The sequence below is a fragment of the Brakhagea baltica genome (assembly GCF_052161605.1).
In the GTDB taxonomy this organism is placed as follows: domain Bacteria; phylum Planctomycetota; class Planctomycetia; order Pirellulales; family Pirellulaceae; genus JBKCUI01.
The window spans coordinates 4,858,475-4,882,282 of the sequence record NZ_CP197409.1 but is presented as its reverse complement, the minus strand read 5'-3'; the positions used below and the strand labels follow the sequence as shown (position 1 = coordinate 4,882,282).

At 50.8% G+C, this 23,808-nt stretch carries 18 protein-coding genes; 7 read left to right on the top strand and 11 right to left on the bottom strand.

The features are described from left to right. Window positions 1–2: 2 nt before the first annotated feature. On the bottom strand, window positions 3–557 hold the full coding sequence (locus tag SH449x_RS18740; RefSeq protein ID WP_482377603.1) for a putative molybdenum carrier protein: 555 nt from the start codon (window positions 555–557) through the stop codon (window positions 3–5). Between the two features lie 153 nt (window positions 558–710). Between SH449x_RS18740 and SH449x_RS18735 the strand changes: the two genes are divergently transcribed. The 3 genes from SH449x_RS18735 to SH449x_RS18725 are packed head-to-tail and all read left to right on the top strand — an operon-like array spanning window position 711 to window position 3,018. Next, window positions 711–1,745: a cytochrome c family protein gene (locus SH449x_RS18735; protein ID WP_482377602.1), complete on the top strand. Its 1,035-nt coding sequence runs from the start codon at window positions 711–713 to the stop codon at window positions 1,743–1,745. Beyond that, on the top strand, window positions 1,736–2,149 hold the full coding sequence (locus SH449x_RS18730; protein WP_482377601.1) for a hypothetical protein: 414 nt from the start codon (window positions 1,736–1,738) through the stop codon (window positions 2,147–2,149). Before SH449x_RS18735 ends, SH449x_RS18730 begins: the two co-directional genes overlap by 10 nt. Continuing rightward, window positions 2,107–3,018 (top strand): 3-hydroxyacyl-CoA dehydrogenase NAD-binding domain-containing protein, encoded by a 912-nt coding sequence (locus SH449x_RS18725; protein ID WP_482377600.1) that lies wholly within the window; start codon window positions 2,107–2,109, stop codon window positions 3,016–3,018. Before SH449x_RS18730 ends, SH449x_RS18725 begins: the two co-directional genes overlap by 43 nt. Before the next feature lie 7 nt (window positions 3,019–3,025). Here SH449x_RS18725 and SH449x_RS18720 read toward each other — a convergent pair whose 3' ends face one another. After that, window positions 3,026–3,988, bottom strand: coding sequence for a DUF3500 domain-containing protein (locus tag SH449x_RS18720; RefSeq protein WP_482377599.1), 963 nt, complete (start codon window positions 3,986–3,988; stop codon window positions 3,026–3,028). Window positions 3,989–4,511: 523 nt separating this feature from the next. Here SH449x_RS18720 and SH449x_RS18715 point away from each other — a divergent pair. Further along, window positions 4,512–5,669 (top strand): sugar transferase, encoded by a 1,158-nt coding sequence (locus SH449x_RS18715; protein WP_482377598.1) that lies wholly within the window; start codon window positions 4,512–4,514, stop codon window positions 5,667–5,669. An 83-nt stretch (window positions 5,670–5,752) separates the two neighbouring features. Here SH449x_RS18715 and SH449x_RS18710 read toward each other — a convergent pair whose 3' ends face one another. The 3 genes from SH449x_RS18710 to SH449x_RS18700 all read right to left on the bottom strand — a co-directional run bounded on the left by SH449x_RS18710 (window position 5,753) and on the right by SH449x_RS18700 (window position 7,868). After that, complete coding sequence (locus SH449x_RS18710) at window positions 5,753–6,661, bottom strand: hypothetical protein (RefSeq protein WP_482377597.1); 909 nt, start codon at window positions 6,659–6,661, stop codon at window positions 5,753–5,755. Window positions 6,662–6,957: 296 nt separating this feature from the next. Continuing rightward, window positions 6,958–7,467, bottom strand: a complete 510-nt coding sequence (locus tag SH449x_RS18705) for a chemotaxis protein CheX (RefSeq protein WP_482377596.1) — start codon at window positions 7,465–7,467, stop codon at window positions 6,958–6,960. A 44-nt stretch (window positions 7,468–7,511) separates the two neighbouring features. Beyond that, the gene (locus SH449x_RS18700; RefSeq protein WP_482377595.1) at window positions 7,512–7,868 is read right to left on the bottom strand and encodes a response regulator; all 357 of its coding nucleotides are present in this window, start codon (window positions 7,866–7,868) and stop codon (window positions 7,512–7,514) included. Window positions 7,869–8,249: 381 nt separating this feature from the next. Here SH449x_RS18700 and SH449x_RS18695 point away from each other — a divergent pair, with 381 nt between their 5' ends. The 3 genes from SH449x_RS18695 (at window position 8,250) to SH449x_RS18685 (ending at window position 14,112) form a co-directional block, all read left to right on the top strand. Continuing rightward, entirely contained in the window at window positions 8,250–11,024 is a 2,775-nt protein-coding gene (locus SH449x_RS18695; RefSeq protein ID WP_482377594.1) for a hybrid sensor histidine kinase/response regulator, read from the top strand. A 189-nt stretch (window positions 11,025–11,213) separates the two neighbouring features. Then, complete coding sequence (locus SH449x_RS18690; RefSeq protein WP_482377593.1) at window positions 11,214–11,654, top strand: chemotaxis protein CheW; 441 nt, start codon at window positions 11,214–11,216, stop codon at window positions 11,652–11,654. 76 nt (window positions 11,655–11,730) lie between these two features. After that, complete coding sequence (locus SH449x_RS18685; protein ID WP_482377592.1) at window positions 11,731–14,112, top strand: methyl-accepting chemotaxis protein; 2,382 nt, start codon at window positions 11,731–11,733, stop codon at window positions 14,110–14,112. A gap of 82 nt (window positions 14,113–14,194) precedes the next feature. On the opposite strand, the gene SH449x_RS18680 is transcribed toward SH449x_RS18685, so the two are convergent. From SH449x_RS18680 to SH449x_RS18655, 6 genes are all read right to left on the bottom strand, one after another. Then, window positions 14,195–15,868 carry an alpha/beta hydrolase gene (locus SH449x_RS18680; RefSeq protein ID WP_482377591.1) on the bottom strand — a complete coding sequence of 558 codons (1,674 nt, stop codon included), beginning with the start codon at window positions 15,866–15,868 and terminating at the stop codon, window positions 14,195–14,197. Between the two features lie 27 nt (window positions 15,869–15,895). Beyond that, window positions 15,896–16,735 (bottom strand): TIM barrel protein, encoded by an 840-nt coding sequence (locus tag SH449x_RS18675; protein WP_482377590.1) that lies wholly within the window; start codon window positions 16,733–16,735, stop codon window positions 15,896–15,898. A 4-nt stretch (window positions 16,736–16,739) separates the two neighbouring features. Beyond that, window positions 16,740–19,553, bottom strand: coding sequence for an alanine--tRNA ligase (alaS, locus tag SH449x_RS18670; protein ID WP_482377589.1), 2,814 nt, complete (start codon window positions 19,551–19,553; stop codon window positions 16,740–16,742). Between the two features lie 163 nt (window positions 19,554–19,716). Then, window positions 19,717–21,012, bottom strand: a complete 1,296-nt coding sequence (locus tag SH449x_RS18665; RefSeq protein ID WP_482377588.1) for a CCA tRNA nucleotidyltransferase — start codon at window positions 21,010–21,012, stop codon at window positions 19,717–19,719. Between the two features lie 35 nt (window positions 21,013–21,047). Then, on the bottom strand, window positions 21,048–23,087 hold the full coding sequence (locus SH449x_RS18660) for an ATP-dependent DNA helicase (protein ID WP_482377587.1): 2,040 nt from the start codon (window positions 23,085–23,087) through the stop codon (window positions 21,048–21,050). Between the two features lie 39 nt (window positions 23,088–23,126). Continuing rightward, window positions 23,127–23,732, bottom strand: a complete 606-nt coding sequence (locus SH449x_RS18655; protein ID WP_482377586.1) for a hypothetical protein — start codon at window positions 23,730–23,732, stop codon at window positions 23,127–23,129. Window positions 23,733–23,808: the final 76 nt, after the last annotated feature.

The following is a 23,808-nucleotide window of genomic DNA, read 5'->3' as shown; positions in this document are numbered from 1 at the left end:
GTTTATTCGAGTGGTAGTTTCGGGGGCTCTGAAAACAGGATTCGTAAAAACTCGCTCGCTCGTGAATAGATCTCCGGGTCTTTACTTCCTCGAGGTCCAGCAATGTTGAGCGTTCGGATTCTGTTTTCGTCGAGCCAGGTGCGTACTGCCTTGGCCTTCGAGTTCAAGAGTCGCTTCTCTGCGGTTGGTGTTAAACGAGCGAGTCGCAGCTTGAGGCATGGCTTTCCTTGTTGCTCAGCGAACTTGCACGTAAGCAACGTTCCTCCCTGCAATCGATCGTGATAAAGAACGAGTGTGCCATCGGAATCGACAATGTTCCGTCGTGTTCGGTCCGCGTAGAGTTCCGACTCCATTTCGTCTAGTTCGTATCGATTTGGAATCACTCCATCTTCGGAGAGCCGACCACGTGGACACCATCCCCCATGAGGTATTCCGAGTTCGATAGCCACATCGAGAGCGGCTCGATCGACACCAGTCTGGCCGCCAGAGACGACTTTGCTGATGGATGATCCTCCTGCGCAGGGAGCCTTGCTAGGTGCCTTTGGCTTGTTTCTCAAGGGAGTTTTCCGAATAGTCAGGTCGTAACGATCAATCCATTTGGGAGATACGATTTAGCGATATCCCCTGCAATATTGTAAAGCATTCCTCTCATCTTGACATACGGTTTCAGGCGTCCCTTAAAGCCTCAAGCCTTTTGAATTCCACCGCTCATGAAGATTTCCAACGCAAAAATCGCGACCTTTGCTGTTTTGCTCAGCTTGTGCTTAGGCATGGGAGGCTCTGTGCCCTCTACGGATCCACGCAACCAGAAATGGGAGGTGGCCGTCGATCCGCACAAAGTGATGGGTGTCCAGAGTTGCGAGAAGTGCCACACGGCGGAAATTCAGACTTGGAAAAAGACACCGCATAACGAGACATTCCTGACCCTGCATCGCAAGCCGGCGGCACAGCAAATCGCGGCCAAGCTGGGAATCGAAAACTTTAAGAACGATTCGAACTGCATACAGTGTCACTACACGATGAGCACGCACCAGGGGAGCAGCCCGCTCGAAGCGATTGCTGGCGTCTCGTGTGAGTCGTGCCACGGGGCCTCCAAAGATTGGATTGCCGTTCATAACGATTATGGCGGTCCGAATGTGACCAAAGCTCAGGAAACTCGCGAACATCGTGCGGCCCGCTTTCATCAGAGCATTCAGCTCGGAATGAGAAATCCCGTCAATGTCTATCTCTTGGCCCAAAGCTGCTACCGTTGCCATACCGTACCCGACGAGACTCTCGTTAACGTGGGTGGGCATAATGCAGGTAGTCTCGATTTTGAGCTCGTCAGTTGGTCGCAAGGGACCGTAAGACACAATTTCGTTCGAACGGATGGTCAGACGAATGCCGAAGAAACGCCAGGCCGATTGCGTCAACTATTCGTGGCTGGCATGATTGCAGATCTCGAGTTCAGCATGAGAGCCACCGCGAAGGCGACCCAAAAAGCCACCTTCGGGGTCACCTCGGCTCAGCGAGCTCAGCGTGCTCTCGAGCGGCTCAAGTCGGCGCAAGAAAAGCTACAACTACCAATCCTGCAAGATATCATCAGCATTGCCAGCGAAGTCAAACTGAAACTCAACAACAAGGAATCGCTCGAGGTGGCTACCGCGGCCATTCACGAGCTAGGGGTTAAGTTTGGTGCGACCGTACGAGGCGACGAGTTGATAGCCATTGAATCGTTTATACCACCGAAAGACAAATGGAAGTAGCTTCCCGATCCATCGATTCTGCCAGCCCGAAAGAGCACCGCTCTGCTTCGGCGTTTGAAGCAGAACCGAGGGAATTTCAGCAGTGGATAAGCGATCAGAATTCGGATCGACGATATCGCATCGACATTCCGATCGAATGCGATAATGCTTCCACTGCGGAATATTCATTATACGGGATTTGCAGACCGATTCGCTCTGCCCCAGCGTTGCCTATTATTCCGACTGCCACGCCGTCCGAATCAGAAAAGCGGGACAGGCTAGTTCGACTCCTGGAAAGGCAACAAGAATGGTATGATGCCAGGGAGTTGGCTCGTTTGAGAGCCGAACAGTACCTCGACATCATCGATCAGCATCAACAACAATGGTTGAACCATCAGCCCTCGAATCGGCGCGTTCGCAGCTAACTCCTACCGACCAAATCCAAACCGTTCTCGTAATCGGCGCGGGCTGGGTAGGACGCCAGATTGTGCTTCAGTTGGCGGCGTTTGGAGTACAGGTTTACTGGTTCGATCAATTTCCAGCCGCGTTGAACAACGGATTGGATTGGCTAAGGGGAAACGGAGCGACCATTCCATCCGAATGCGGCTGGAGGTCAGACATCAACGAGATTCTTTCCCACGTGGAAATAGTCGACGATTTAACCAAGGTATCTAGTAACATTGCATTGGTGATTGAGAGTGTTACGGAACAGAGCTCGGCCAAGCGAAAAGTGTTGAGCACGGTATCGAAGCAGTTTCCTCAAGCGATTATCGCTTCGAACAGCTCGTACTTTACTCCGTCGGTGCTGCAACGGTTTGTAGAGCGGCCCAACCGTTTCGCTCATTTTCATTTTCATGTGCCTGTGTGGAAAACGCGGCTTGTCGATATAGCAGCTTGTCCGGAGACCGATGCCCACACCATCGTCAGGCTAGAGGAGTTATCGAATCGAATCGAACAGAAGCCACTGGTTCAGCTCATCGAAAATCCTGGATACGTTTTCAACTGGATGCTCAAGGGGTTGATCCAATCCTCGTTGCAGTTGGTGCAGCGCGGCGTGACAACACCAGAGAATGTCGACATGGCCTGGAAGAGTGTGACTGGAATGCCAATCGGTCCTTTTGGTATGATGGATCAAATCGGCTTGGACCTCGTCTACCAAACCATGTCAGCAGGTCGATTTGTCGACGGAGACGAAGTCTGGAGCCCGTTGATGGAATTGCTCGATCCCTACATCGAGGCCGGTCATCTTGGGGTGAAGACCGGCTCGGGATTCTACGTGTATAACGAGAGCTAGGCTCCGCTTAAGTCAAATTCTGGATGTGGATAAAGGCATGCACGTGAGGTGCTCCTCGGAAGTGAATGCAAATATTCTCTCCGACGATCCGCCACATATCCCAAACACCATCTGATTTCATATCATCGTTGGCATAGTATTGAAGATAAAGAGACTTGAGCCCACCTGCCCCCTCGAGAAGTTCACGAGCTTCTTTGCAATCTTCTTCTCGATACACGCCAAGAATCGATGTAAGTGTATCGTTGAGTAGATCAAGCTGGTCGTCAGACAGCTCCTTGGCCGACAATCCGACAAACGGCTTAACGTGTTGGACTCTATGTTGGCTCTCGCTCGGAATGCTCTTTTGTAGCAAGGCTACCTTTCGCTGTGATTCATTGAGTGCACCGAAGACCTCGTTGAACTTCTTCGTCTGGAAGTAAAACAGATTGTCTTCAGGAGCGGATTCTTCGCCGTGACCGTAAGTAATTGGCCCGCCGAAGACTACCTTTTCCTGGGTATTTCCATCGGCTCGGAGTGTTAGGTGTCTACCTGTGAGCATCCATTCGAACTTATCATCGCCAGGTTGGCCGAACCAAGCCATGCTGTAGGCTTCGATCCCACCGTCATCGTAGTCGGTTTGCTCCTTGATAAGTTCGAACCCTTCAGGCGAAGTCAGTTGGCGGACGATTTCGATCGCCATGCTCTGCTGCGGCTTGGAGAAAAAGTCTGACCCGATAAGTGGTTTCACGACGTGCCAGTTCGCAGAGACTTGTTGGCGGAGCGGATCGGTAAAGGACTTGCAGACCACGTCTCGCTGTATCGGTGAAAGCGACTGAAAGAGTTCGCCGACGACCGTTTCCGCATGTCGTTTGTTATCGGAGCCAAATACAGCTCGTCCCGAAGTCACCAGCGATGATGCAGCGACTGCGGAAGTGGTCGCTAGAAACTGGCGACGGGCTAGCAGATTTCGGTTTTGCTCAGACTTTTTCATGATCAAAGTTCCTCTGGCGTGGGATGCGGTAAGTTGCGGCGTGCAGGGAGCACAGGAGTGAGGTTTAGGAACCGTTTTGCGAGTTCCCGGAGGGCATCTCGTCATTATTGTACGACTTTGGTGGGCAATTTGGGGGGTGAGGTTTCCTTTGCGATCGATTTTAGGGGGATTAGCGTACTCAGAAGCGGAGCTGGTTGGGTTTGTTTGGTTAATAAACATTCCTTGCAAACCAAGGAGCAGGCGGAGTGGACTAGGGGCAAGTACGCCCGGCAAAACTCTAGGAAATTCCGCTGTCCATACACCCCCAAGGTCTTCTGAGATAATAATTTGCTAAATCCGCAGACGCCAGTCTCGTAAATTCACGTTTGCTAGCCATTATGGAGTGGTGAACATTTCGGCCTCGGAGACTGGCCGCGAATCGACACGCGATACCACCACTTGGATTTTCTTAATGTTTGGCATCTTGAAATTGCTTCGTTCGTCCCATTCTTTTTGCGCGGGGAACGTTCTTTCCGAAAGGGAGATGGAACGTCTGTTAGTTAAAGAGCGAGTGCGCTCCGATCGGTACCAGCAGTTTTTCTCCCTTGTAATCATTCACTTCAACCACGCGCCGGAGATTTCGCTTGCAACCCAAGAGCAAACATTGGTACGCGTGCTCGCTGGGAAATTGCGTGTGATAGACGATATTGGCTACTTGCGCGATGGCGGGCTTGGTGTTCTGCTTCCTATGACGGATGCCCCGGGTGGCCATGTTGTACTGGGAAAGATTCTTACCTGTGCCGAGGAGCATGGACTCAGCATCGAGGCGGATGTCTTCTCGTACCACGGCAGAAAAGATTCGCAGAATCAGGATTGGGCAAGCGGTGACTCGCAAGACGAACTAGAGCTTGCTGGGGTTTACCATACAGCATCGAATGGTTCTGCAGAAAATGAGCAACCTGAAGATCAGGTACAAGCGTTCCGATCTCACTGGGACGCTGCAAGCACGTCGCTGATGGAGAGTCAACCTACCCTGCGAATTGATTCTACGACACATAGCTCTATCAAGGATTCGAGCAAGCTATTGAAGTTGTGCAGTGGTGCTTATCCGATTTGGAAACGCCAAGTCGACATTGTCGGCGCAACAGTTGGTTTGGTTGCAGGGTTGCCGATATTGGCGATCGCCGGGCTAGCAATCAAGCTGACTTCGCGAGGCCCGATACTGTTCGCGCAGGAGCGAGGCGGTCAGTATGGAAAGCCTTTCGTGATATATAAACTGCGAACTATGTCGGTTGATGCAGAGCGAACCAAGCATTTATTGCATGAGCGTAACGAGCGAGACGGGCCAGCGTTCAAAATAAAAAACGATCCTCGGGTTACGTTCGTGGGGCGGTTCCTGCGAGCGACCGGGATTGATGAGCTTCCTCAGTTGATCAACGTGTTGAAAGGGGACATGGCGATCGTAGGGCCACGTCCGCTTCCAATGGGAGAGGAGCATGAGTGCCTACCGTGGCAACGACGTCGGCTCGATACCAAACCTGGCATCACTTGCCTGTGGCAAATCAGCAAAAGTCGACACATGTCATTCGACGAATGGATGCGTCTGGATCTGAAATATTTGAAGAAGCGTAGCCCACTTTACGACGCAGCACTCATTTTGAGAACGATAAAGGCAGTCGTAACAGGTCGGGTTGGTCACTGATTGCCTGATCGCCTCGCGTTGACCAACCAGTGGCGGTCTTAGAGGCGACCGCCCTAACAGGGAACCGCCCTAACTGCTAATGCCTAGTATCTCCCTAAGCGAGATGTGTTGGCAGGCGAGGGGGGAGAAACTCCAGAAGCCCAACTGCCCTGCGTCGCTGGACGCTGGTTGTTGCTTGCACGAGGGTCGACCGCCCCCCAAATATATCGATCGTAATTGGGAGTACTAGAGGTTGGACTTTGCTGTTGCGTTGGCGTAGCCCACTGTTGAGTGGAAACGTGAGGGGCTTGTGCATACGGATTTCCGGCTAAATGTGTACGGGAGGGATCCAGTTGTGTACCTTCCTTTCGAACGTTTGCTCCGTAAGAATTCTCGGAGGGAAGAGCGGTTGACGGAAAAGGAGTGGCCGTCCGCAGTTGTGATCCCTGGGGGACCCAATTGCTCTGATAATCGACGGGAGGAACTCGGTTTGAAGTCCCCTGTCCTGAAGCCGGATTCGCGAACCCGGCCATGTTGTAGCTATTCTGGTTTGAAGTTACCCAGTACTGCGGGGGAGAGGAATAGTAAGCTTGTTGTTGGGCCGCTATAGCCTGCTGCATCCTAGCGTATTCCTGCGGACTGACCCCAAACTGTTGCTGAGTGGTATTCGGGTAGCCGTGGGGGTAACTAGTTTGCGGAGGCTGGTAAAGGTAGTGAGACGTCTGAAGCTGTTGGGCCGAAGAAGGCCAATTCCCAAGAGAGTGAGCCGTCTGCTGTGGTACTGCGGGCGTTCCCCAACCACTCGGTTGGTAAGATAGGGATGGACTGGACTGTGTTCCTTGGCGGGGTGATGTGGCGGACTGCTGCGTAAGTGTTCTCGAAGCGTATTCTGTATCGATTCCGATCGCATTGAGTAGCAAAGAGGGATTGAAGCCAAGTAAGCCTAGGATAAGCAGACCGATCTCGGGCCAAAGAAACCTTTTGCGTTTTTTGCTTCGCCGAGACTGCAGCATTACAAAACAACCTTAACTCATTCTATGCAGGCCTGCCCAAATCCAAATCGCAACCAGGGTAGCAGCCCTTCTCCGGCAATCTGACGTGAGGCCGATCAGTGCATGAAGCCGCCCGTGCGATTTAGGATAATAGGAGAAAACGGGCATGCATTCCTAGAGCAGAACCGATGTTTTTCCGAGAAAATCAGGCTAGATCACAAATAGCATAATACGAAAATAGACCAACCCAGGCAGCGGTTGAGGGGAACCGATACCCGGGTTGATCTAACTGGAATGGGATGGGGCAGCCGTAGCGACTAGCCAATGCCTGTCAGTGCGATTTCGACTGTGAACGGTCCATGCGGCGATTGAAACTGTAACATTTCAATGTGAGCCCCTGGATCGAAATTGACGGTATGCCCTTCGCCACATACGACTGTGGGGAGGCCGATGCTGACTCCGTCGAGCCCTAGCCGATCCTTGCTCGAGCCGCCAATCATGTTGGTGAGTTCCCCAACCGTATCAATCACATCGGCGTTGATAGAGTCGGGTGGTGCACCGAGGAATGCTGCCGTGGCAGCAATGCCAACTTCCTTCTCTACGCTCAAAACGAGCGATCCTCGCATGGCCCCTGATAGGCCAATAATCCCGCTCAGATGATGACGGACTGCATTGAGATCGTTTGTGACAACCCCCTCCAGGGAAATATCCCAGTTCAGCATCATAGAGAAAACATCTTTGGTGCACTTTACAAAAGGGGCCAAAAACCGCTTCTGTTTCTCAGTGAGTTCTTGCGTATTGAGTTGATTGGGCAGGGTTGTGGACATACGTTCCTTTCTATGGATCGGTTTTGCTCAGTTGGAGACAGAGGCTAAGCGGTTACAAATTTATCAAGTTTGGCACGAAGATCGTCTGCCTCAAAAGGCTTGGTCAGATAGTCGCTTACCCCCGCTTGGATCGCAGCGATAACTTGACCCTTCTGAGCTTCTGTCGTGACCATGATTATGGGAACGGCTGAACCTTTTGCTCGTATCTCGGTTACAACATCCAGTCCTGATTTGTTTGGCATGTTCCAGTCGGTCAAGATTAAATCAATCTCATCAGTGAAAGCGTTGATCGCTTCCTGCCCGTCTGCTGCCTCGACAATATCTGTCACACCAACAGAGTTGAGTGAGCGAATGATGATCTTCCGCATGATACCTGAGTCATCTGCTACCAGTACTTTCATAAATCCAATTTCCCTCGATTGTGTGGTTCTAAAACGATACATCGAATGGAGTCCGCACCGTTTTCGGTTTCCACTCGTGCTGCGATTACTGTTGGTCAGATATTTCATCGCGTCAAACGAAATAAAATCGGAATTCTTTAAAGTTTCTATAAGCTTACCTAGTCGTAAAAACCGTTCCATCCCATTTTAACTCTACCAAACATGCCTGTGGAACTCCCTACTTTGTATTCTAGTGAAACGGCATGGAAAAAAACGAGCTTACGGAGTAGGTAAGCTACTCTACCTGAGTGGATTCCCATGGATAGCAGTATGGTCTGATGGATCCGTGCTGAACTGTGTCAACTAATCGATATGTCTTTCACTTAGATTTGAAGAAGCCTCATGTTTCAGGATGATGAATTAGTACAGGAGTTCGTGGTCGAAAGCGCTGCACACCTCGCTGAAGTAGAAGGCCAGTTGCTAGCGATTGAGGCTGCGGGAGCAGACTGTGATCCAGATCTTGTTAATACAGTCTTTAGAGCAGTTCACTCCGTGAAAGGAGCAGCTGGTTTTCTGGGATTGACGGTAATTAACTCTCTGTCGCACAGCCTTGAAAATGTCCTCAATCTAATTAGAAATCGGGAGCTAGTCCCCACCTCGAATATTGTTAACGCATTGCTTCGGGCAGCCGATCAACTCGTTTCTCTCGTGAATGATGTAGAGAATAGCAATGAGGTTAGCGTAGAACAATTCGTCGAAGAGTTAGAAGCTATTGCCACAGGGCAGCCTTTTGAGGACTCGCTTGCTGTCGACGATGAACAAAAGTTCGAGGCAATTCACGATCAGCTATCTTCTGCATTGGACATAGGAGTCCCAGCGACTGACGATCCTAACGACTTCGAGCCACCTCCGGAGGGGGGAGTTGAGAACACTACTGGTAACCAGGCAGAAAGCGACTGCCTATCAGAAGAAACGAACCTTGTATCTGATGGCGTTTTACCTTCGGTAAGTGCACCTAACCAAACATCTCAAAAAGCTACAAAGAGGGAAAAGAATCCTATGGATAAATCAGCGACAAAGGCTAGTAGCGAGTCTGGAGCATCCCGCCCCAAGCCAGCTGACTCCATCGTTCGAGTTAATGTTGCCATTTTAGATCGCCTGATGAATTTGGCTGGAGAGTTGGTATTGAGCAGAAACCAGCTCATCTCTGCCGTGTCCCAAGGTATGAAGGAAGGTTTTGATGCCATCGCAGCTCGTGTTGATCAAGTAACGAGCGAGCTGCAAGAGACGATCATGCAGACAAGAATGCAACCGATCGGTTCTGTGTTCGGACGATTTCCACGAGTCGTACGGGATTTGAGCGCAAAGCTCGGCAAGGAGTGTTCGCTAGAGATTGAAGGAGATGAGGTCGAGGTGGACAAGACCATCGTTGAAGCGATGGGTGACCCCCTGACTCACCTCGTCCGAAATAGCGTGGATCATGGTATTGAGACACCCGATCTACGGCGGGCAGCTGGCAAGGCGGAAACAGGAACGGTGAGGCTGAGGGCATTCCACCAAGCAGGAAAGGTCTGCATCCGCATAGAAGACGACGGCGCGGGTATGGACCCGGTAAAGCTCAAGACAAAGGCTATTGAAAAGGGAATTATTTCGGTAGAGCAAGCTGCTTTGATGACGGAGAGCGAAGCTTTCCGTTTGATATTCGCTCCTGGATTCTCAACTGCATCGCAGGTCACCGACGTTTCTGGACGGGGCGTTGGTATGGACGTCGTAAAGACGAACATCGAGCAATTAGGTGGAACCGTTGACATTGAAAGCGAGGTAGGCAAAGGCTCCGCTGTCCATATTACTCTTCCCCTGACTCTTGCCATCGTGCCATCCATGATCATTGGGTGTGCGGGCGAAAGATATGCCGTCCCGCAGGCAAACATTGTTGAGCTTGTTCGCGTTCCAGAGAATGAGATGCAGCAAAGAATTGGCGATGTGCAGGGAGCGGAAGTTCTAAGACTTAGAGGGGCATTGCTCCCATTGGTTCGACTAGATAAAACACTCGGGTTGCGAAGGGTTGATAGCCAAAGCGAGAAACCGACCAGCGCGAATATTCTTGTTCTAGAAACCGGTCAAATTCGTTATGGGTTGCTGGTCGATTCACTATTTGACAATGAGGAAATCGTCGTCAAACCGTTAGGGAAGCATGTAAGAGACCTGGGATACTTAGCAGGAGCAACCATCCTAGGTGATGGGTATGTAGCTCTCATTTTGGACGTGATGGGTATTGCGATGCAATGCAATTTGAGAAGTATCGAGGTGCAAAGCAACAAGGAAGATAACGTAGTGGAGCATGGCGAAGAAGTTCATCGTCTCTTATTGTTCACTAACCACGAGACAGAACTATTCGCAGTTCCAATGGCCATGGTGGCCAGGATCGAACGCGTTGCGTCACGAGATATCTCGGTCGTTGGTTCGCAAAACCTACTGATTTACCGTGGTCAATCCCTACCAATTTTACGGTTGGAGCAAAATATCTCGGCCCGATGCCCGGATGAAGACCAAGAAAAGTTATTCGTCATCGTGTTCCGTGTCCAAGATCGCGAGATTGGTCTTGTTGCACCAGCACTTCGTGACATCCGTGATATCCAGATGAAGATCGACGATAAGACGCTCCGAGAACCTGGGGTGCTCGGCACGACCGTGGTTGATGGCACTACAACTCGAATTCTCGATCCACTTGAACTAGTTCGCATCAAATACAGCGAATGGTTCGAGGAAGAGTTTACGGTAGCCGGAGACGTTGCCGATACACCAACGACGATCCTACTAGCAGAAGATTCCGATTTCTTCCGCAATCACGTAACAAGAACGCTGGAGAGTGAAGGCTTCAAAGTCATTGGTGCTGTCGATGGCCGTGATGCATGGGATCATTTGCAAGTCGTTTTCGATGAAATTGACGTCATCATCACAGACATCGAGATGCCTCGCATGAATGGACTCGAGTTTGCCAAGGCGGTTAGGTCAGCTCCCAATCTCGCCAACCTACCGATCATCGCATTGACCAGCCTCGCGGGTGATCAAGATCGAGAGAGAGGGGCAGAAGTAGGAATCGATGATTATCAAATCAAGATGGATCCTGCAAGACTAGTGGATTCGGTGCGGCGATTCGCTTCCGCAGCCAACTAAAGGTATTCTTTGGCCACACAAGGGGCGTTCAATGAAAAAAATTTCTTGAACGCCCCGACTACTATACATTTTTTAACCTATGCTTCAAAAAGTAACCTCACGAGCATAGGTAACCTGCCGAACAGGTATAACAACGCCGATCAGGCGCATTTACCCTAAAGACCTCTCGTTTCGTGTGAAGGATTTCAAATGGCGCAATACTCAACCTTTTACTGTGGCGGATCGCTCTTCGGGCTTGACATCGGCTTCGTACAAGAGATCAATCGTACAAGCGGCCTGACACGAGTACCATTAGCTACTAATTGTGTTCGAGGGGTAATGAATCTCCGAGGTGAGGTCGTCACCATGCTCGATCTACGAACCCTTTTGGGCTTGCCAGTCGCAAATAGTGAGATGAATCGAAATTTAATTCTTAAGTGTGATGGAGATATATTCGGTGTTTGTGTTGATGGCGTTGCTGATATCCTCTCTATCGAGGCGGACGCCATCACCGCTCCTCCCTCCAATCTTTCAATCAATGAGTCGAAACTGATTAAAGGAGTGTACCAATCTGAATCCAAACTGATCATGTTGATCGATCCGCGAGAAATTCTAAATGCTTCATTAACCGCGATTAGATCTGCGGCGTGATATGCCATGTAAGTATCGCTGAATGGTTTGAATGAAAGCCGCCCCCGCTTCCAAACTTATTAAACACTAATAAATTATGAAAATTCGAACGAAACTCCTTGCGTCCTTTTTGATATTCGGGACTCTGCCGATGGCAGGAGTGGGAGTTACCAGTTATTTAAATGCCCGTTCCGCATCTACCGATGTCGCACAGCACGCTGCTGATGCGCTAACGGAGTCTGCAGAGAACATAGCAAAAGCGATTTGCAAAATCAAGACTGCGAGAGTTTCAGAGTATTTTGAGACAGCTTCCAAACAGGTTGCCACCGTCACGCGTGACCCTCAGATAATCGCGAGCCTGCAATCGCTCACCAATGGATTTCGAACATTTGTCGAAGATCGCGGAGTTGTTTCTGATAAGGATATCGATGATCTCTCTAGCTTGAGGAGCTTTTACAGGTCCGATTTTACGAACCTGTACAAGCAACAGAATGAGGGCGTAACCCCAGACGTTGATGGAATTCTGGACAGAATTTCGTCTGAGGGACGTGCGCTTCAAAACGCCTATATCGCATCGAATCCAAATGCAGTTGGCAGTAAAGTCAATCTCTTGGAATCCCCGTTCAAAACAAAGTACGATGCAGCGCACAAGTTTGTTCATAAGTACTTGATGAACTACGTCACCGAGTTTGGGTACTACGATCTGTTTTTGATCGACGGTGTAAGCGGTGACCTAGTATACTCCGTGTACAAAGAAACCGATTTTGCAACCAACCTGTACAATGGTCCGTTTGCCAACTCCTCACTCGGGCGTGCATTCCAAAAGGCGAACAGCTTGTCACCGACTGACCCGCCTGTCCTGCTCGATTTCGCCAAGTATCTTCCGTCATGCGAAGCTCCCGCCAGCTTTATCGCAGCCCCCGTATTCGACGGAGATAAGCGTATTGGAGTCGTCGCTTTACAGATGTCGATCGATACGATCAACAACGTCATGGATCTCGGATCAACCCTCGGCGAAAATACCGAGGCATACATTGTAGGAGCAGACTTTTTGCCACGGTCGGACAGTAAACTTGATCTAAAACACCGAACGATTGAGAATGCATTCCGAAATCCTCAACTCGGACAGATTAGGACTAAGTCCGTTGAGAAAGCTTTGCGAGGAGAATCTGGCGTCCACCAGACAGAGAATTATCTTGGTGATAAGACTATCAGCAGTTACGCTCCGCTCAACGCACTTGGACTAAAGTGGGCTGTCGTGATCGACCAACCGATCGATGTAGCGCTGGCTGGTATCGAGGTTATAAGCCTGACCAACAGCCGTGCACAATCGTCCCTCGTCTACTGGACTTTCGCTCTGCTCGCAGGGGTGATCGCCATCATAGTACCGCTTTCGCTCTGGATCATTCGTGGATTCATGAAGCCCATCGACGCGACCATTGCAACTCTCCAGGACATTGCCGAGGGTGAAGGGGATCTGACACGTCGACTGGACGAATCAAGAACCGATGAACTCGGACAACTTTCTCATTGGTTCAACGCGTTTGCTGATCGCATTCACGATCTCGTATGCGTCGTGAGCCAAAACGTTCAACTTTTGAGCGCCAACTCTGTACAGCTAAGGTCGACTGCGGAGTCTTTGTCCTCTCAGGTGTCCTCCAGCAAGCAACAATCGGCAAGCGTAAGTGCCGCTGCGGAACAGATGTCGGTCAGTATGATCAACGTGTCTGAGAATACCGATACGATGAGCCACTCCATACGAGCGGTTGCGGCCAGTGTTGAAGAAATGAACGCTACTATTCGTGAAATCGCTGGAAACGCAGAGATGAGTGCGACCGTAGCCGGGCGGGCTGCGACTCTAGTAGAGGAAAGCAATGAGCGAATCTCCGCTCTTGGTCAGTCCGCTCATGAGATTGGCAAGGTAATTGAGGTGATACAAGAAATCGCAGAGCAAACGAACTTGCTAGCTTTGAACGCAACAATCGAAGCGGCAAGAGCAGGCGAAGCAGGTAAAGGCTTCGCTGTCGTAGCTACCGAGGTCAAAGAACTAGCCAAACAAACCGCTGCTGCGACCGATGATATCCGCGCTAGAATTGAAGCGATCCAAGGAACGACAACAAACGCAGTTGGTTCAATACGAGCAATCAGCGACGTTATCAATAATGTCAATGAGGTCTCACGAAGCATCGCGGCAGCAGTCGAAGAGCAGAGCATTACGACTCGCCAAATTTCTGATAATGTCTCCCAGACAGCGTCAGCCGCGGATACCGTAGCGAGAGGAATCTCGGAAACCGCTCTCGCAAGCCGAGAAATCACAGAGAATTTTGCCAAGGTAGATGCGGTTTTGGTGCAATCCGCAGTCGGAGCTAACGAATCCAAAGAAGCAGGTACGCAGCTCAACCAACTCGCTTTGGAAATGTCCTCTCTTGTCAGCCGATTCCGTACAGACAAGACGAAGAACGCTAAGGTTAAAATCTAAGCAGAATTGTGGAACTATTGGCTAAGCATTGAATGCAACCGCTGCTACATGATAGGTTCTACTCGTCCTGATAACGTCAACATCACGGAGCGCTCGTTCGCTCCGATGTGGACGATCGAAAGTAATCCTGGAGCCGCTCTAGCTCCTCAGCACTCCAGCCTTGAGGTTCGGTTAAACCAAACCATGCAATCATATACTCGTTGGCCGAGTAGTTATGCCCAAAGCCTGTCGGAGCCGTTCCAACGATCATGTCTGCCGCTAATTGCAACATGGTCACCACTGGAAACCATCGCAGCTCGGGCGAAACGTCGGGGCCGCGAGGTTGCTTCATCCAGGACGGCTCACGCCATGCGGAACCTGGCTCAAAAAACACAATCGGATCGCTTGCATGCTGCAAAAAACCAATTCGAAACGAACCCCAGCCCCGGAGATTTGCGGCGAAATCACCTTGCTGATTCATAAAGCGAACCACATTGCCTTGTCGGAATCGCGGCAACCAAGCTGGTGAGCTGTCTTCACGATAGTCTGTCGCCTGACGCCATGTATTGTGCATGAACGGTGGACCAATCCATAGAGCTCCGTCAATGGGATCGTCGATAATATCGAAAAGCTGAAAGGAACGATCGGAGTTAAGGGAGCCTAAACTCAATCCGCTCAAAAAGAATCGAGGCCGATTCCCCTTGGGCAATGTACGCCAATGGCCATAGATTTTTTCAAACAGCTTCTCAGCCATCTGAGCCCCGTACTCTGCGTTAGTGAGCAACGTCAGCGGGCTATTGAGGTATGAGTACTGTACGGATACCGTAGCCACATCCCCGCGATGAAGAAACTCGACTGTATCCTGTGAACCCGGATCGACCCACCCAGTCCCTGTCGGCGTAGCGATAATCAACAAAGAACGCTCAAAACCGCCAACGCGGATCAATTCATCGAGCGCCATCTGAGCTCTTAGTTCGGCTGTCTCGGCGCAATTCAAACCTACGTAAACTCGTATGGGCGCTGGACAGTCCTCACCGAAAAACGCTTTGAGATCGGCTGCACTCGGTCCAGTGGAAACGAACCGACGCCCCTGATTCCCTAAATCAGTCCAAGCGACAAGGGAAGCCGTACTTCCCGTTTGTAACGATTCGCTCGGAACAGGCAACTGATCGTCTATCATCGCATCGAGCTGCTGAAACGAGCGATCTATCGTTCTCATGGTGATCCTGATGAGAAACCCATTGGCGATCATCCAGCAGATCCACAAACTGATGCCGAATCCAACCAACTTAGAGGCTCGCGGCTTTAGAAATCGCTGCAGCTTCGCAGCAACAGCCAACTTAAATCTTAAAAAAAGCCTCGCCAGAATTAGGGTCACGCCGAAGATTGCAAGAGCTATAACGCCCAATGTCAATGGTTGAGCAGATGCCAGAGGCTCCATGCCCATCAGAACGCGAATCGAGTTCTGCCACTGTGCTGCCCGCCATAACGACGCAATGATAAGAATACCGCAGATCAGCAATGCGGCCCGGAGAAGCAGTCTTCGCTTCCGTTCCGGTAAGACGGGAAGATGCAAATAATCCCACACCAAAAGCAATGTCACCCCTATCCCATAACCACCAACGAGTGCGATGCCGGATAGCAGCCCCTGAATAGCCGACGGTCTCGGCAGAAGCGACGGGGTTAACGACGCTGCGAAGAACAGCGATCCTAAAGCGACTCCGAAAGGGTGTAATCCATCAAAAACGACTCGTAACAACTTGAGGATTCGATTCATGATAATTAACACCCAAACTCGATTTTGCTAACCGGTGGCGGTCGTGCTGTGAGGATGATTTAAAGAACTAATGGTTCGCTCTGCTGCGGCTAGCCCATTCGGCTCGGGAAACACTTCCGCTGACACATAACCGTTGTAATGCAAATCGTTAAGCACACGGAGAATCTCCACATAATCGGTGTGCCCCATGCTCATCGCTCTACGATTCGAGTCGGCCCAATGTATATGACCAATGCGGCTAAAATTGTCCTGCAAAGCTGTTACGATCGACGCTTCTTCAATGTTCATATGGAACAGATCAGCCAAGATGTCGACGTGCTCTAAATCCTCGGATTCCAACCAATCTCGCGTATCACCGACACGATTAAAGAGATTGGTCTCATAGCGATTGAGTGGCTCATACAGTAACTTTGTCCCCCAGTTATCGTGGGCATAGCAACTAAGCTCTCTTAAGCCTTTGCTTAACCGTTCCAAGGCAATCGCTCGCTCACCCGATTCATGGCGTCCCTGCATGGAACCGATAATCGCCGGTACACCCTGCGCTCCTGCTAGATGGATCAAGGGTTTTATAAATTGGAATGCACGCTCTCTGACTTCGGTGCTTCCAGATGTTAACGAATATTGATGGAGCAACCAACCTGCCCCAGTCCCTACGGCTGCTAGTCGCAACTCATAGCGTTGTAACATCTCGGAAACTTTGGCCGCAGGCAAAATTTCTGCATTAGGCAAAAACAACTCGACGGCATCGAAACCCGTTCGCTTGGCAATCTCGAATGAAACGTCAGGATCCCCATGTAAAACAAAGGGCCCCTGAGCAGCTTGTTCCACCAAGCAAACAGTAATCGCTGAAGAAAAGGAATTCGACATGGCACTATGCTAGTAACGAGGACCAAGTGTCTTTAGCAACTTGCAAAGCCTCAGGCAGCTTGTCTGGGATCTTCCCCCCCGCTTGGGCCAAGTCGGCTTTTCCACCTCCGCCACCACCTACGGTTCTTGCTACTGGGGTGATCCAAGCGCCTGCACTGAGTCCTCGCTCCACGAGAGAACTGCTGATACCCGCAATGAGTGTTACCTTGTCCGTTTCTCGATTAGCGAGTAGAACCGCGACCGGTTCACTCGACTTGCGTCGCAATTGATCGATCCACTGACGCATCATGCCTGCGTTCGCATTCGGGGTTTCGGCAACAATCAATTTTGTGCCCGCTACCTCCGTCGCCATGCCAAACAAATCGTCGACTGACAGCGTTCCCCCCGTGGCCAACTGCTTGATCTGCTCGTGCAATTGTTTCTGCTCGGCAATGAGGGTCGCGATCCGCGTAGATACCTCGTCGAAAGAGACGTTTAACAATCGGGCTGTCTGCCGGAACGCGGTTCGTAACTCAGAGTAGGATACGCTCCCCCCAACTGCCACCGAAGTGCCGCCAATCATGGCGGGCGATTCTTCGTTCCCAACTCCGGTCGCCATCTTTTTGAGCTTTCGGACGGCAGCGACCAGATCGTGGGTCACAGTGCCAATATTGTCGATCGAACAACCAAGCAGCTTTGCGGTCTCCTGTGCCAGCGATTTGAGCTTCTCTCGATGTTCATCGGCTTTGACTCCCGTGAGAGCTGTGATTCGACGCGTTCCTGAAGAGACACTCTCTTCGGAAAGAATTTCCAAGGTGGCGATTGCATCGGTGTTGGTGACGTGAGTTCCACCACAAAGCTCTTTAGAAAACTCTCCCATGCTCACCATCCGGACAGGATCAGGATACTTTTCGCCGAAAAGCATCATGGCTCCAGCTTCGCGCGCTGTTGCAAGCGGAACAAGCTGCCAGGCAACCGCCGCTTTCTCTTCAATTCGTGCATTGGAGAGATCTTCGACTTGTTGCAGAATATCGTCCGTCACCGATTCTTGGTTGCTGAAATCGAAACGCAACCAATCCGCGTCGACTTTGCTGCCTTGTTGTTGCGCGTGCTTACCAAGATGGGTTTGCAAGGCGTGGTGCAAGATATGGGTCGCAGAGTGAGCTCGCTTGATGGCATCTCGTCGCGTGGTATCAACGCGAGCAACAACGGCATCTCCCTCTTTGATTTCTCCCGATGTCATCTTGCCATAGTGAATGATTAGATCGCCGCTTCGCTGCGTATCGGTGACCTCGAACTCGCCAGTGCTCGAGGCGATGGTCCCTGTATCTCCAACTTGGCCACCACTCTCTCCGTAAAACGGTGAACGATCGAGAACGATTCGCACCAAATCAGTGGTCTGCGTAGTTACAGAGGACTGCAATTTATCGGCTTTGGGTTTGCCGACGATGATTCCCTTGACCTGAGCATTCGCTTCCGTGTTTTCGTAGCCGAGGAACTCGCAGTGCTGCAACGCTTCCTTGAGAGTTTCTATCGGACCTGTTTCGAAGACCTCGATTTGCTCCCCACCGCTGATCAAACCGTGCTGTTCCATGGCCTTGCGATAGCCATCCCAGTCGAACGTATAGTTGTATTCGGCAGCAATCTGCTGGAACATTTCGGGCGGTACACCATAAGTCTGATACAGGCTAGCAGCCTCGGAGCCGTCGACCATCACCTTGCCGCTCGACTTCATATCGTTAAACGTTCGCTGGATCCGATCCAAACCAGAATCAATGGTCGCGAAGAAGTCCGCTTCTTCGCGTTTCATCACCTGAGCAACTCGCTCAGTGGTTGTGGAAAGCTCTGGATAGACCGCTTTCATCATGTCGGCAACGACGGGCACCAACTGATGCAGAAAGGGTTCCCGCATCCCCATTTGATGGCCATCGAGGACGGCTCGACGGAGCAATCGCTTGATGACGTAGCGAGCTTTCTTCGGACCGGGGTAAACGTTTTCGTGGATCGCAAATGTGCAAGCCCGAACATGGTCGGTGATGCGACGCAGCCGCCGTCCATCGTCGTCTTCGTACTTGTATTGCTTTCCGACAACTTCAGCGGCGGCCTGAACGATGGGATACAAAATGTCGATGTGGAAATTCGTAGGAACGTTTTGCAAGACGCTAGCGGTTCGTTCCATCCCCATCCCGGTATCGATGTTCTTGCTCGGAAGTGGTCTTAAGTTGTCCGGTGGATCACCAACTCGGTTGAATTGCGTAAAGACCAAGTTCCAGATTTCCACAGACTTGCCCGACTCGAGCTGATAGTAAATCTCACTGCACGGCCCACAAACTCCATCGGGGCCTTGGCTCGGGGCCGAAGCTGGCCAGAAGTTCTCGTCTTCTTCGAGGCGACTGATGCGGCTGGTGGGGATTCCGATCTTTTCGTTCCAAATCTTGGCCGCCTCGTCGTCGTCTTTGTAGACGGTAACCGACAAGCGATTCGGGTCGATCCCCAACCATTTCTTGTCGGTCAGGAACTCCCAGGCCCACGAAATCGCTTCGTCCTTGAAGTAGTCACCAAAGCTAAAATTGCCTAGCATCTCAAAGAAGGTATGGTGATACGCGGTGCGGCCGACGTTATCGATATCACCCGTTCGCAAACATTTTTGGCAGGTGGTGGCCCGTGTGAAGTCCAGTTTCACTTTGCCGAGAAAGTGATCCTTGAATTGATTCATCCCCGCCGGGGTAAACAGGACGGAGGGATCCCAGGTCGGAACGAGAACATCGCTGGCTTGGCGGTGATGCCCCTTGGACTGGAAGAAAGTGAGGTACTTTTCGCGTAGTTCGTCCGTCTTCATAAATGGTTCAGCAACAGGATTTTTGCGGTTGTATAAGGGTTTAGACCCCACATTCTATCCGAACCAAGAATCGAGTCAGCCCCAGACTAAACCCGGACCGGCAAAACACTTGAGCTAATAGTACAAGTAATCCACTTACTTTGCAGAACTCAGTCAGGAAATGCTACGGAACTAGATGTTCCTTATAGCCACCGGTTTGAATCCAACGCTTTGCATCGTCGGAGTTAACAATTTCCAGGTCGAGCTGCTTGGCCCGGAGTAGCTTAAGAATCCTCGCAAACGCCGGCCCAGGCGACAGCCCTAATTTTTGCAAATCATTACCGGTCAATAACGGAGGTGGGTCCAATTCCTCGCGTGGTAGTTTCAATGCTGCCAAGCACCTCTCGAGCCCCAGTGTCGACAGTCTATCATGCACGACCCAAGCTTCGGCGAGAGCAACCGCCACCTCAGTATGTGAGCTTACCAACCACGGTTGAACGACCGACCAAGGGTACTGGTCCGCACCTACGATGGTCTCCAAAGCATGGATTGCAAACAGGACAGCGTCATGTTCGGCGTTGGAAAGTTTCCAACGTTCCTTGCATGCACCAACGGATGCAACGCCGCTTTCATGCTTACAACCTGCGGTCCAATAAAGACTCGCTAGCAATGATTCGAACGAAACGCTCGAGCCAAAGGCCGAGACAACTTTTAAAGCTCGGTTCATCACGGATGGATCGTTCCATGCATGATGAACCTCGGGGAGCAAGTACTGCATCAATCCTGTATCGAATATCTTCTGCAAGCCGTAAACCAAGTGGGAGGCTTGGACGAGTTTTCGAAACTCCGCCGCGATGCGTTCACCGCTTACGATCGCTATTTCGTTGGCGTGAGCTCGGACAGCTGCGAAGGTAGCGGAATCTATCTCGAAGCCAAAGCGAGCTGCGAATCGGACTGCGCGAAGCATCCGCAGCTTGTCTTCCTCAATACGCTTCTCGGGATCTCCGATGGCTCTAATGATTCCGCGCCGAAGATCCTCCTCACCACCGACGAAATCATGCAGTGCCTCTGCAACGGGATCGTAAAAGATTCCGTTGATGGAAAAATCTCGACGCTGAGCATCTTCTTCAGGACTGGAGAACCTGACCCAATCAGGCCGTCGGCCATCGGAATACGAGCCATCACACCGAAAGGTCGCCACCTCGACCTCGAATCGCTTCTTTTCGATGCGGCCCCATACGCATGCCACCCCAAAAGCGGCACCAATAAGCTTGGTATACTTAGAACCAAAAATGGCCTGCACCTGATCCAAGGTCGCGTTTGTGGCGACATCATAATCTGATGGCATATTTCCCATGAGCGCATCACGAACGCAACCACCTGCGAAATATGCGATGAAGCCGTTTGATTGCAAGGTCCGAACGACCTCTGCAGAGAATCGATAAAGATCGGACTCATCTTCCCAATGGAGTTTTCTCATCGTCTTGACTTCGCTTTCCTTTTCGATATCGCGGCCTACTCTGTCTTAGCTCGTACGCTAACCACAGGGCACTTCGGTAACGATTCGATGAAAAGCTTGCCATAAGACTTGGACAAGAGACGCGGATCTGTCACTAACACCACCCCTTTATCGGTAGCAGTTCGAATCAGCCTCCCAAAACCTTGCTTAAACTTTATGACAGCTTCTGGCAATTGGTAGTCGCGGAATGGATTCCCACCTTTTTTTCGAATGTCTTCCAGCTTAGCCTCGAGCAAGGGATGGTCGGGCACACTAAAAGGCAATTTGCTGATCACGACCAGCTTGAGAGCATCGCCAGGAACGTCAACTCCTTGCCAGAAACTCTCCGCTCCAAAGAGTACCCCCTTGGGATTGCTTTTAAATTCCTCTAGTAGCTGATTGCGAGGAACCCCCGAGGCTTGCGAGTAGATTTTTAGTCCTCTGGATTCCATCCAAGGGGTTAAGCTATCGCAAACCTTACGAAGCATGTCATAGCTGGTAAACAAAATAAAGGCATGACCATCGTTACTGGAAATGTAATGTTTTAGCGTAGGCAAAATCTTCTGCTCATAGGCTTGCTTCTCGACGGATGGGTCGGGCAAATCCGCCACAATCTCCAATCGTGCGAGCCGCTCGTAATCAAATGGGCTTCCAACCTGCAGCGGCTTAGCCTTGTCAGCTCCCACTCGCTTTTGGAAAAACTCAAAGCCCTTTTGTTTGCCCGTGGAGAGAGTTGCGCTGGTCATAATGACCGTCTTAACCTTGCCAAAGAGTTCTCGTTTCAAGTGAGACGATATATCGATGGGACTGCTCCGCATCGTTAGTCGAACTTGCCCCCTGCTCAACATAGCTTTGGTCTGAACCTTTTCCACCCAGTACACCGAATCCTCTTCGGCCTGTTTGAGCCATTGATTCAAGCTGGCCGTCAACGAGGCGAGCCTCTGGCTGGCTGACATCAATTCCATACGGTCGTTGGCGTTCTTAAGGTCTTTGCCGAACCGCTCGAGTTGCTCGGAAAGGTCGGCCAGTCGTTTGGGCAATGATGTCTCAATTTGAAGCGGTTCGTATACTCGGCCATTGCTATTGGGCTTACTGGCCAACCAGGACAAAAGATCCTCGGTTAGATGGTCCAACGACTCCATACAGTTATACGAATCCTGCACCAATTGCTTCAGACCGAGAGCAGTTAAGATCCCCTTGTCAGTTCTCGGGTTAAACAGTTTGCGAAGCGTGTAGTCAACCTGAGAATTGCTAACTTGCAATCCCATATGATCGGCGGCCACGGATTCGACCGTATGACATTCATCGAAAACGACAGCATCGTACTCGGGCAGCAATCCGGCTCCCTGTGCACGCAATGCGAGGTCGCTAAAGAACAGTGCATGGTTCACGATAAGAATCTGTGAATTCTTGATTCGTCTTCGCGCAGCAAAGTAAAAGCATTGGTTGTGTTGTTTGCATTTGCGGCCCATGCAATTCCCAGAATCGCTCGCCACTTCATCCCAAATCGCCATCGATGGCTTAAACGGTAGCATACTGAGAGAGCCATCACTATCACCACGACTCCAATTCATGATACTCTCTAGCTGCTCATGCTCTTCTTCCCGACTAAAAAGGCTTACGGACCTTTGGACAGCCAACTCGAGTCTTCGCTTCGACAGATAGTTGCTTCGCCCTTTTACCAGCACGCTCGAGAACTCACGAGGGATGACGGAGTTAAGCAGCGGGATATCCTTGGCGATTAATTGCTCTTGAAGACTTATAGTATGAGTGCTGATGACGACTCGACGCAGTGATGGGCCATCGGTGTCATCATTGTCTTCGTGTCGTTCCATTTTGCCTTCGGCTTCCGTGGCAAAGAGGATCGCCGGAACCAAGTACCCGAAACTCTTACCTACACCGGTCCCTGCCTCGACGACTAGGTGATGCTTTTCACGAAACGCAGCCTCCACCGCCGAAGCCATCGCAAGCTGTTCGCGACGATGTTCGTAATTTTTTATTCGCTTAGCGATACGACCGTCGGGACCGAGGATCGAATGAATATCGAGACTAGACACATATTTCCTATCAGCTTAGGGAACGACCATCCGAATACATCAAGCCGCACCAATTTTCTTTTTCAATTTAGCAACACCCTTCATGAACGCTTTGTCATTCGCGAAAGGTGGGTGTAATGCAATCAAGCGATCGTAAGTGGCGACGGCCTCAGCGAATTGTTTGCATTGTTTCTGCAACTCGACCAGCTGAAGACCAACGGAAAGTTGCACGGTGCCTTCCGCAGCCTTCTTCATGACTTGCTGAAAAGATGCGATAGCCGCTTCGGGTTGTCTGGTTTCCGCCTCTAAGTAACCTTTATACTGGTAAGGTTCGTAGCGATTGCTGTCTAGCTTTGTTGCAGCTTGGTAGTGATCGATCGCTTCTTGCAACTTGCCATCCATGGTTCGCATGGTTGCTAGCAGCATTGTTTGAGGGTAGCGAGCACTTTCGTCGGTCAATTGTCCAACCAAGCTCACGCAAAAGTCTTTATTTCCCGACGCATACAACCAATCTGCGGCCCCGAGTAAGTAATCTGTCGCGTTGATTGGCTCGGAATCCCCCTCCGCAAGCTCGAACGTTGGTTCGCCATCCAGGATTGCCAAAACAGCTTCCGCAGAATTCGCTTTGAGGCTTTGAATGATACTCCCAAAAGATTCTAGGTCCATTTGCTGTGCAACGCTACAGTTACTACACATCTTGTGAAACCGCTGGCGCCTGGAAATGGGAATCAACGGAATGTAG

Excerpts from the sequence above, each read along its gene's own strand:
- SH449x_RS18735 (WP_482377602.1), top strand. The coding sequence starts at position 711 with ATGAAGATTTCCAACGCAAAAATCGCGACCTTTGCTGTTTTGCTCAGC.
- SH449x_RS18730 (WP_482377601.1), top strand. The coding sequence starts at position 1,736 with ATGGAAGTAGCTTCCCGATCCATCGATTCTGCCAGCCCGAAAGAGCAC.
- SH449x_RS18725 (WP_482377600.1), top strand. The coding sequence starts at position 2,107 with ATGGTTGAACCATCAGCCCTCGAATCGGCGCGTTCGCAGCTAACTCCT.
- SH449x_RS18720 (WP_482377599.1), bottom strand. The coding sequence starts at position 3,988 with ATGAAAAAGTCTGAGCAAAACCGAAATCTGCTAGCCCGTCGCCAGTTT.
- SH449x_RS18715 (WP_482377598.1), top strand. The coding sequence starts at position 4,512 with ATGGAACGTCTGTTAGTTAAAGAGCGAGTGCGCTCCGATCGGTACCAG.
- SH449x_RS18710 (WP_482377597.1), bottom strand. The coding sequence starts at position 6,661 with ATGCTGCAGTCTCGGCGAAGCAAAAAACGCAAAAGGTTTCTTTGGCCC.
- SH449x_RS18705 (WP_482377596.1), bottom strand. The coding sequence starts at position 7,467 with ATGTCCACAACCCTGCCCAATCAACTCAATACGCAAGAACTCACTGAG.
- SH449x_RS18700 (WP_482377595.1), bottom strand. The coding sequence starts at position 7,868 with ATGAAAGTACTGGTAGCAGATGACTCAGGTATCATGCGGAAGATCATC.
- SH449x_RS18695 (WP_482377594.1), top strand. The coding sequence starts at position 8,250 with ATGTTTCAGGATGATGAATTAGTACAGGAGTTCGTGGTCGAAAGCGCT.
- SH449x_RS18690 (WP_482377593.1), top strand. The coding sequence starts at position 11,214 with ATGGCGCAATACTCAACCTTTTACTGTGGCGGATCGCTCTTCGGGCTT.
- SH449x_RS18685 (WP_482377592.1), top strand. The coding sequence starts at position 11,731 with ATGAAAATTCGAACGAAACTCCTTGCGTCCTTTTTGATATTCGGGACT.
- SH449x_RS18680 (WP_482377591.1), bottom strand. The coding sequence starts at position 15,868 with ATGAATCGAATCCTCAAGTTGTTACGAGTCGTTTTTGATGGATTACAC.
- SH449x_RS18675 (WP_482377590.1), bottom strand. The coding sequence starts at position 16,735 with ATGTCGAATTCCTTTTCTTCAGCGATTACTGTTTGCTTGGTGGAACAA.
- alaS (WP_482377589.1), bottom strand. The coding sequence starts at position 19,553 with ATGAAGACGGACGAACTACGCGAAAAGTACCTCACTTTCTTCCAGTCC.
- SH449x_RS18665 (WP_482377588.1), bottom strand. The coding sequence starts at position 21,012 with ATGAGAAAACTCCATTGGGAAGATGAGTCCGATCTTTATCGATTCTCT.
- SH449x_RS18655 (WP_482377586.1), bottom strand. The coding sequence starts at position 23,732 with ATGGACCTAGAATCTTTTGGGAGTATCATTCAAAGCCTCAAAGCGAAT.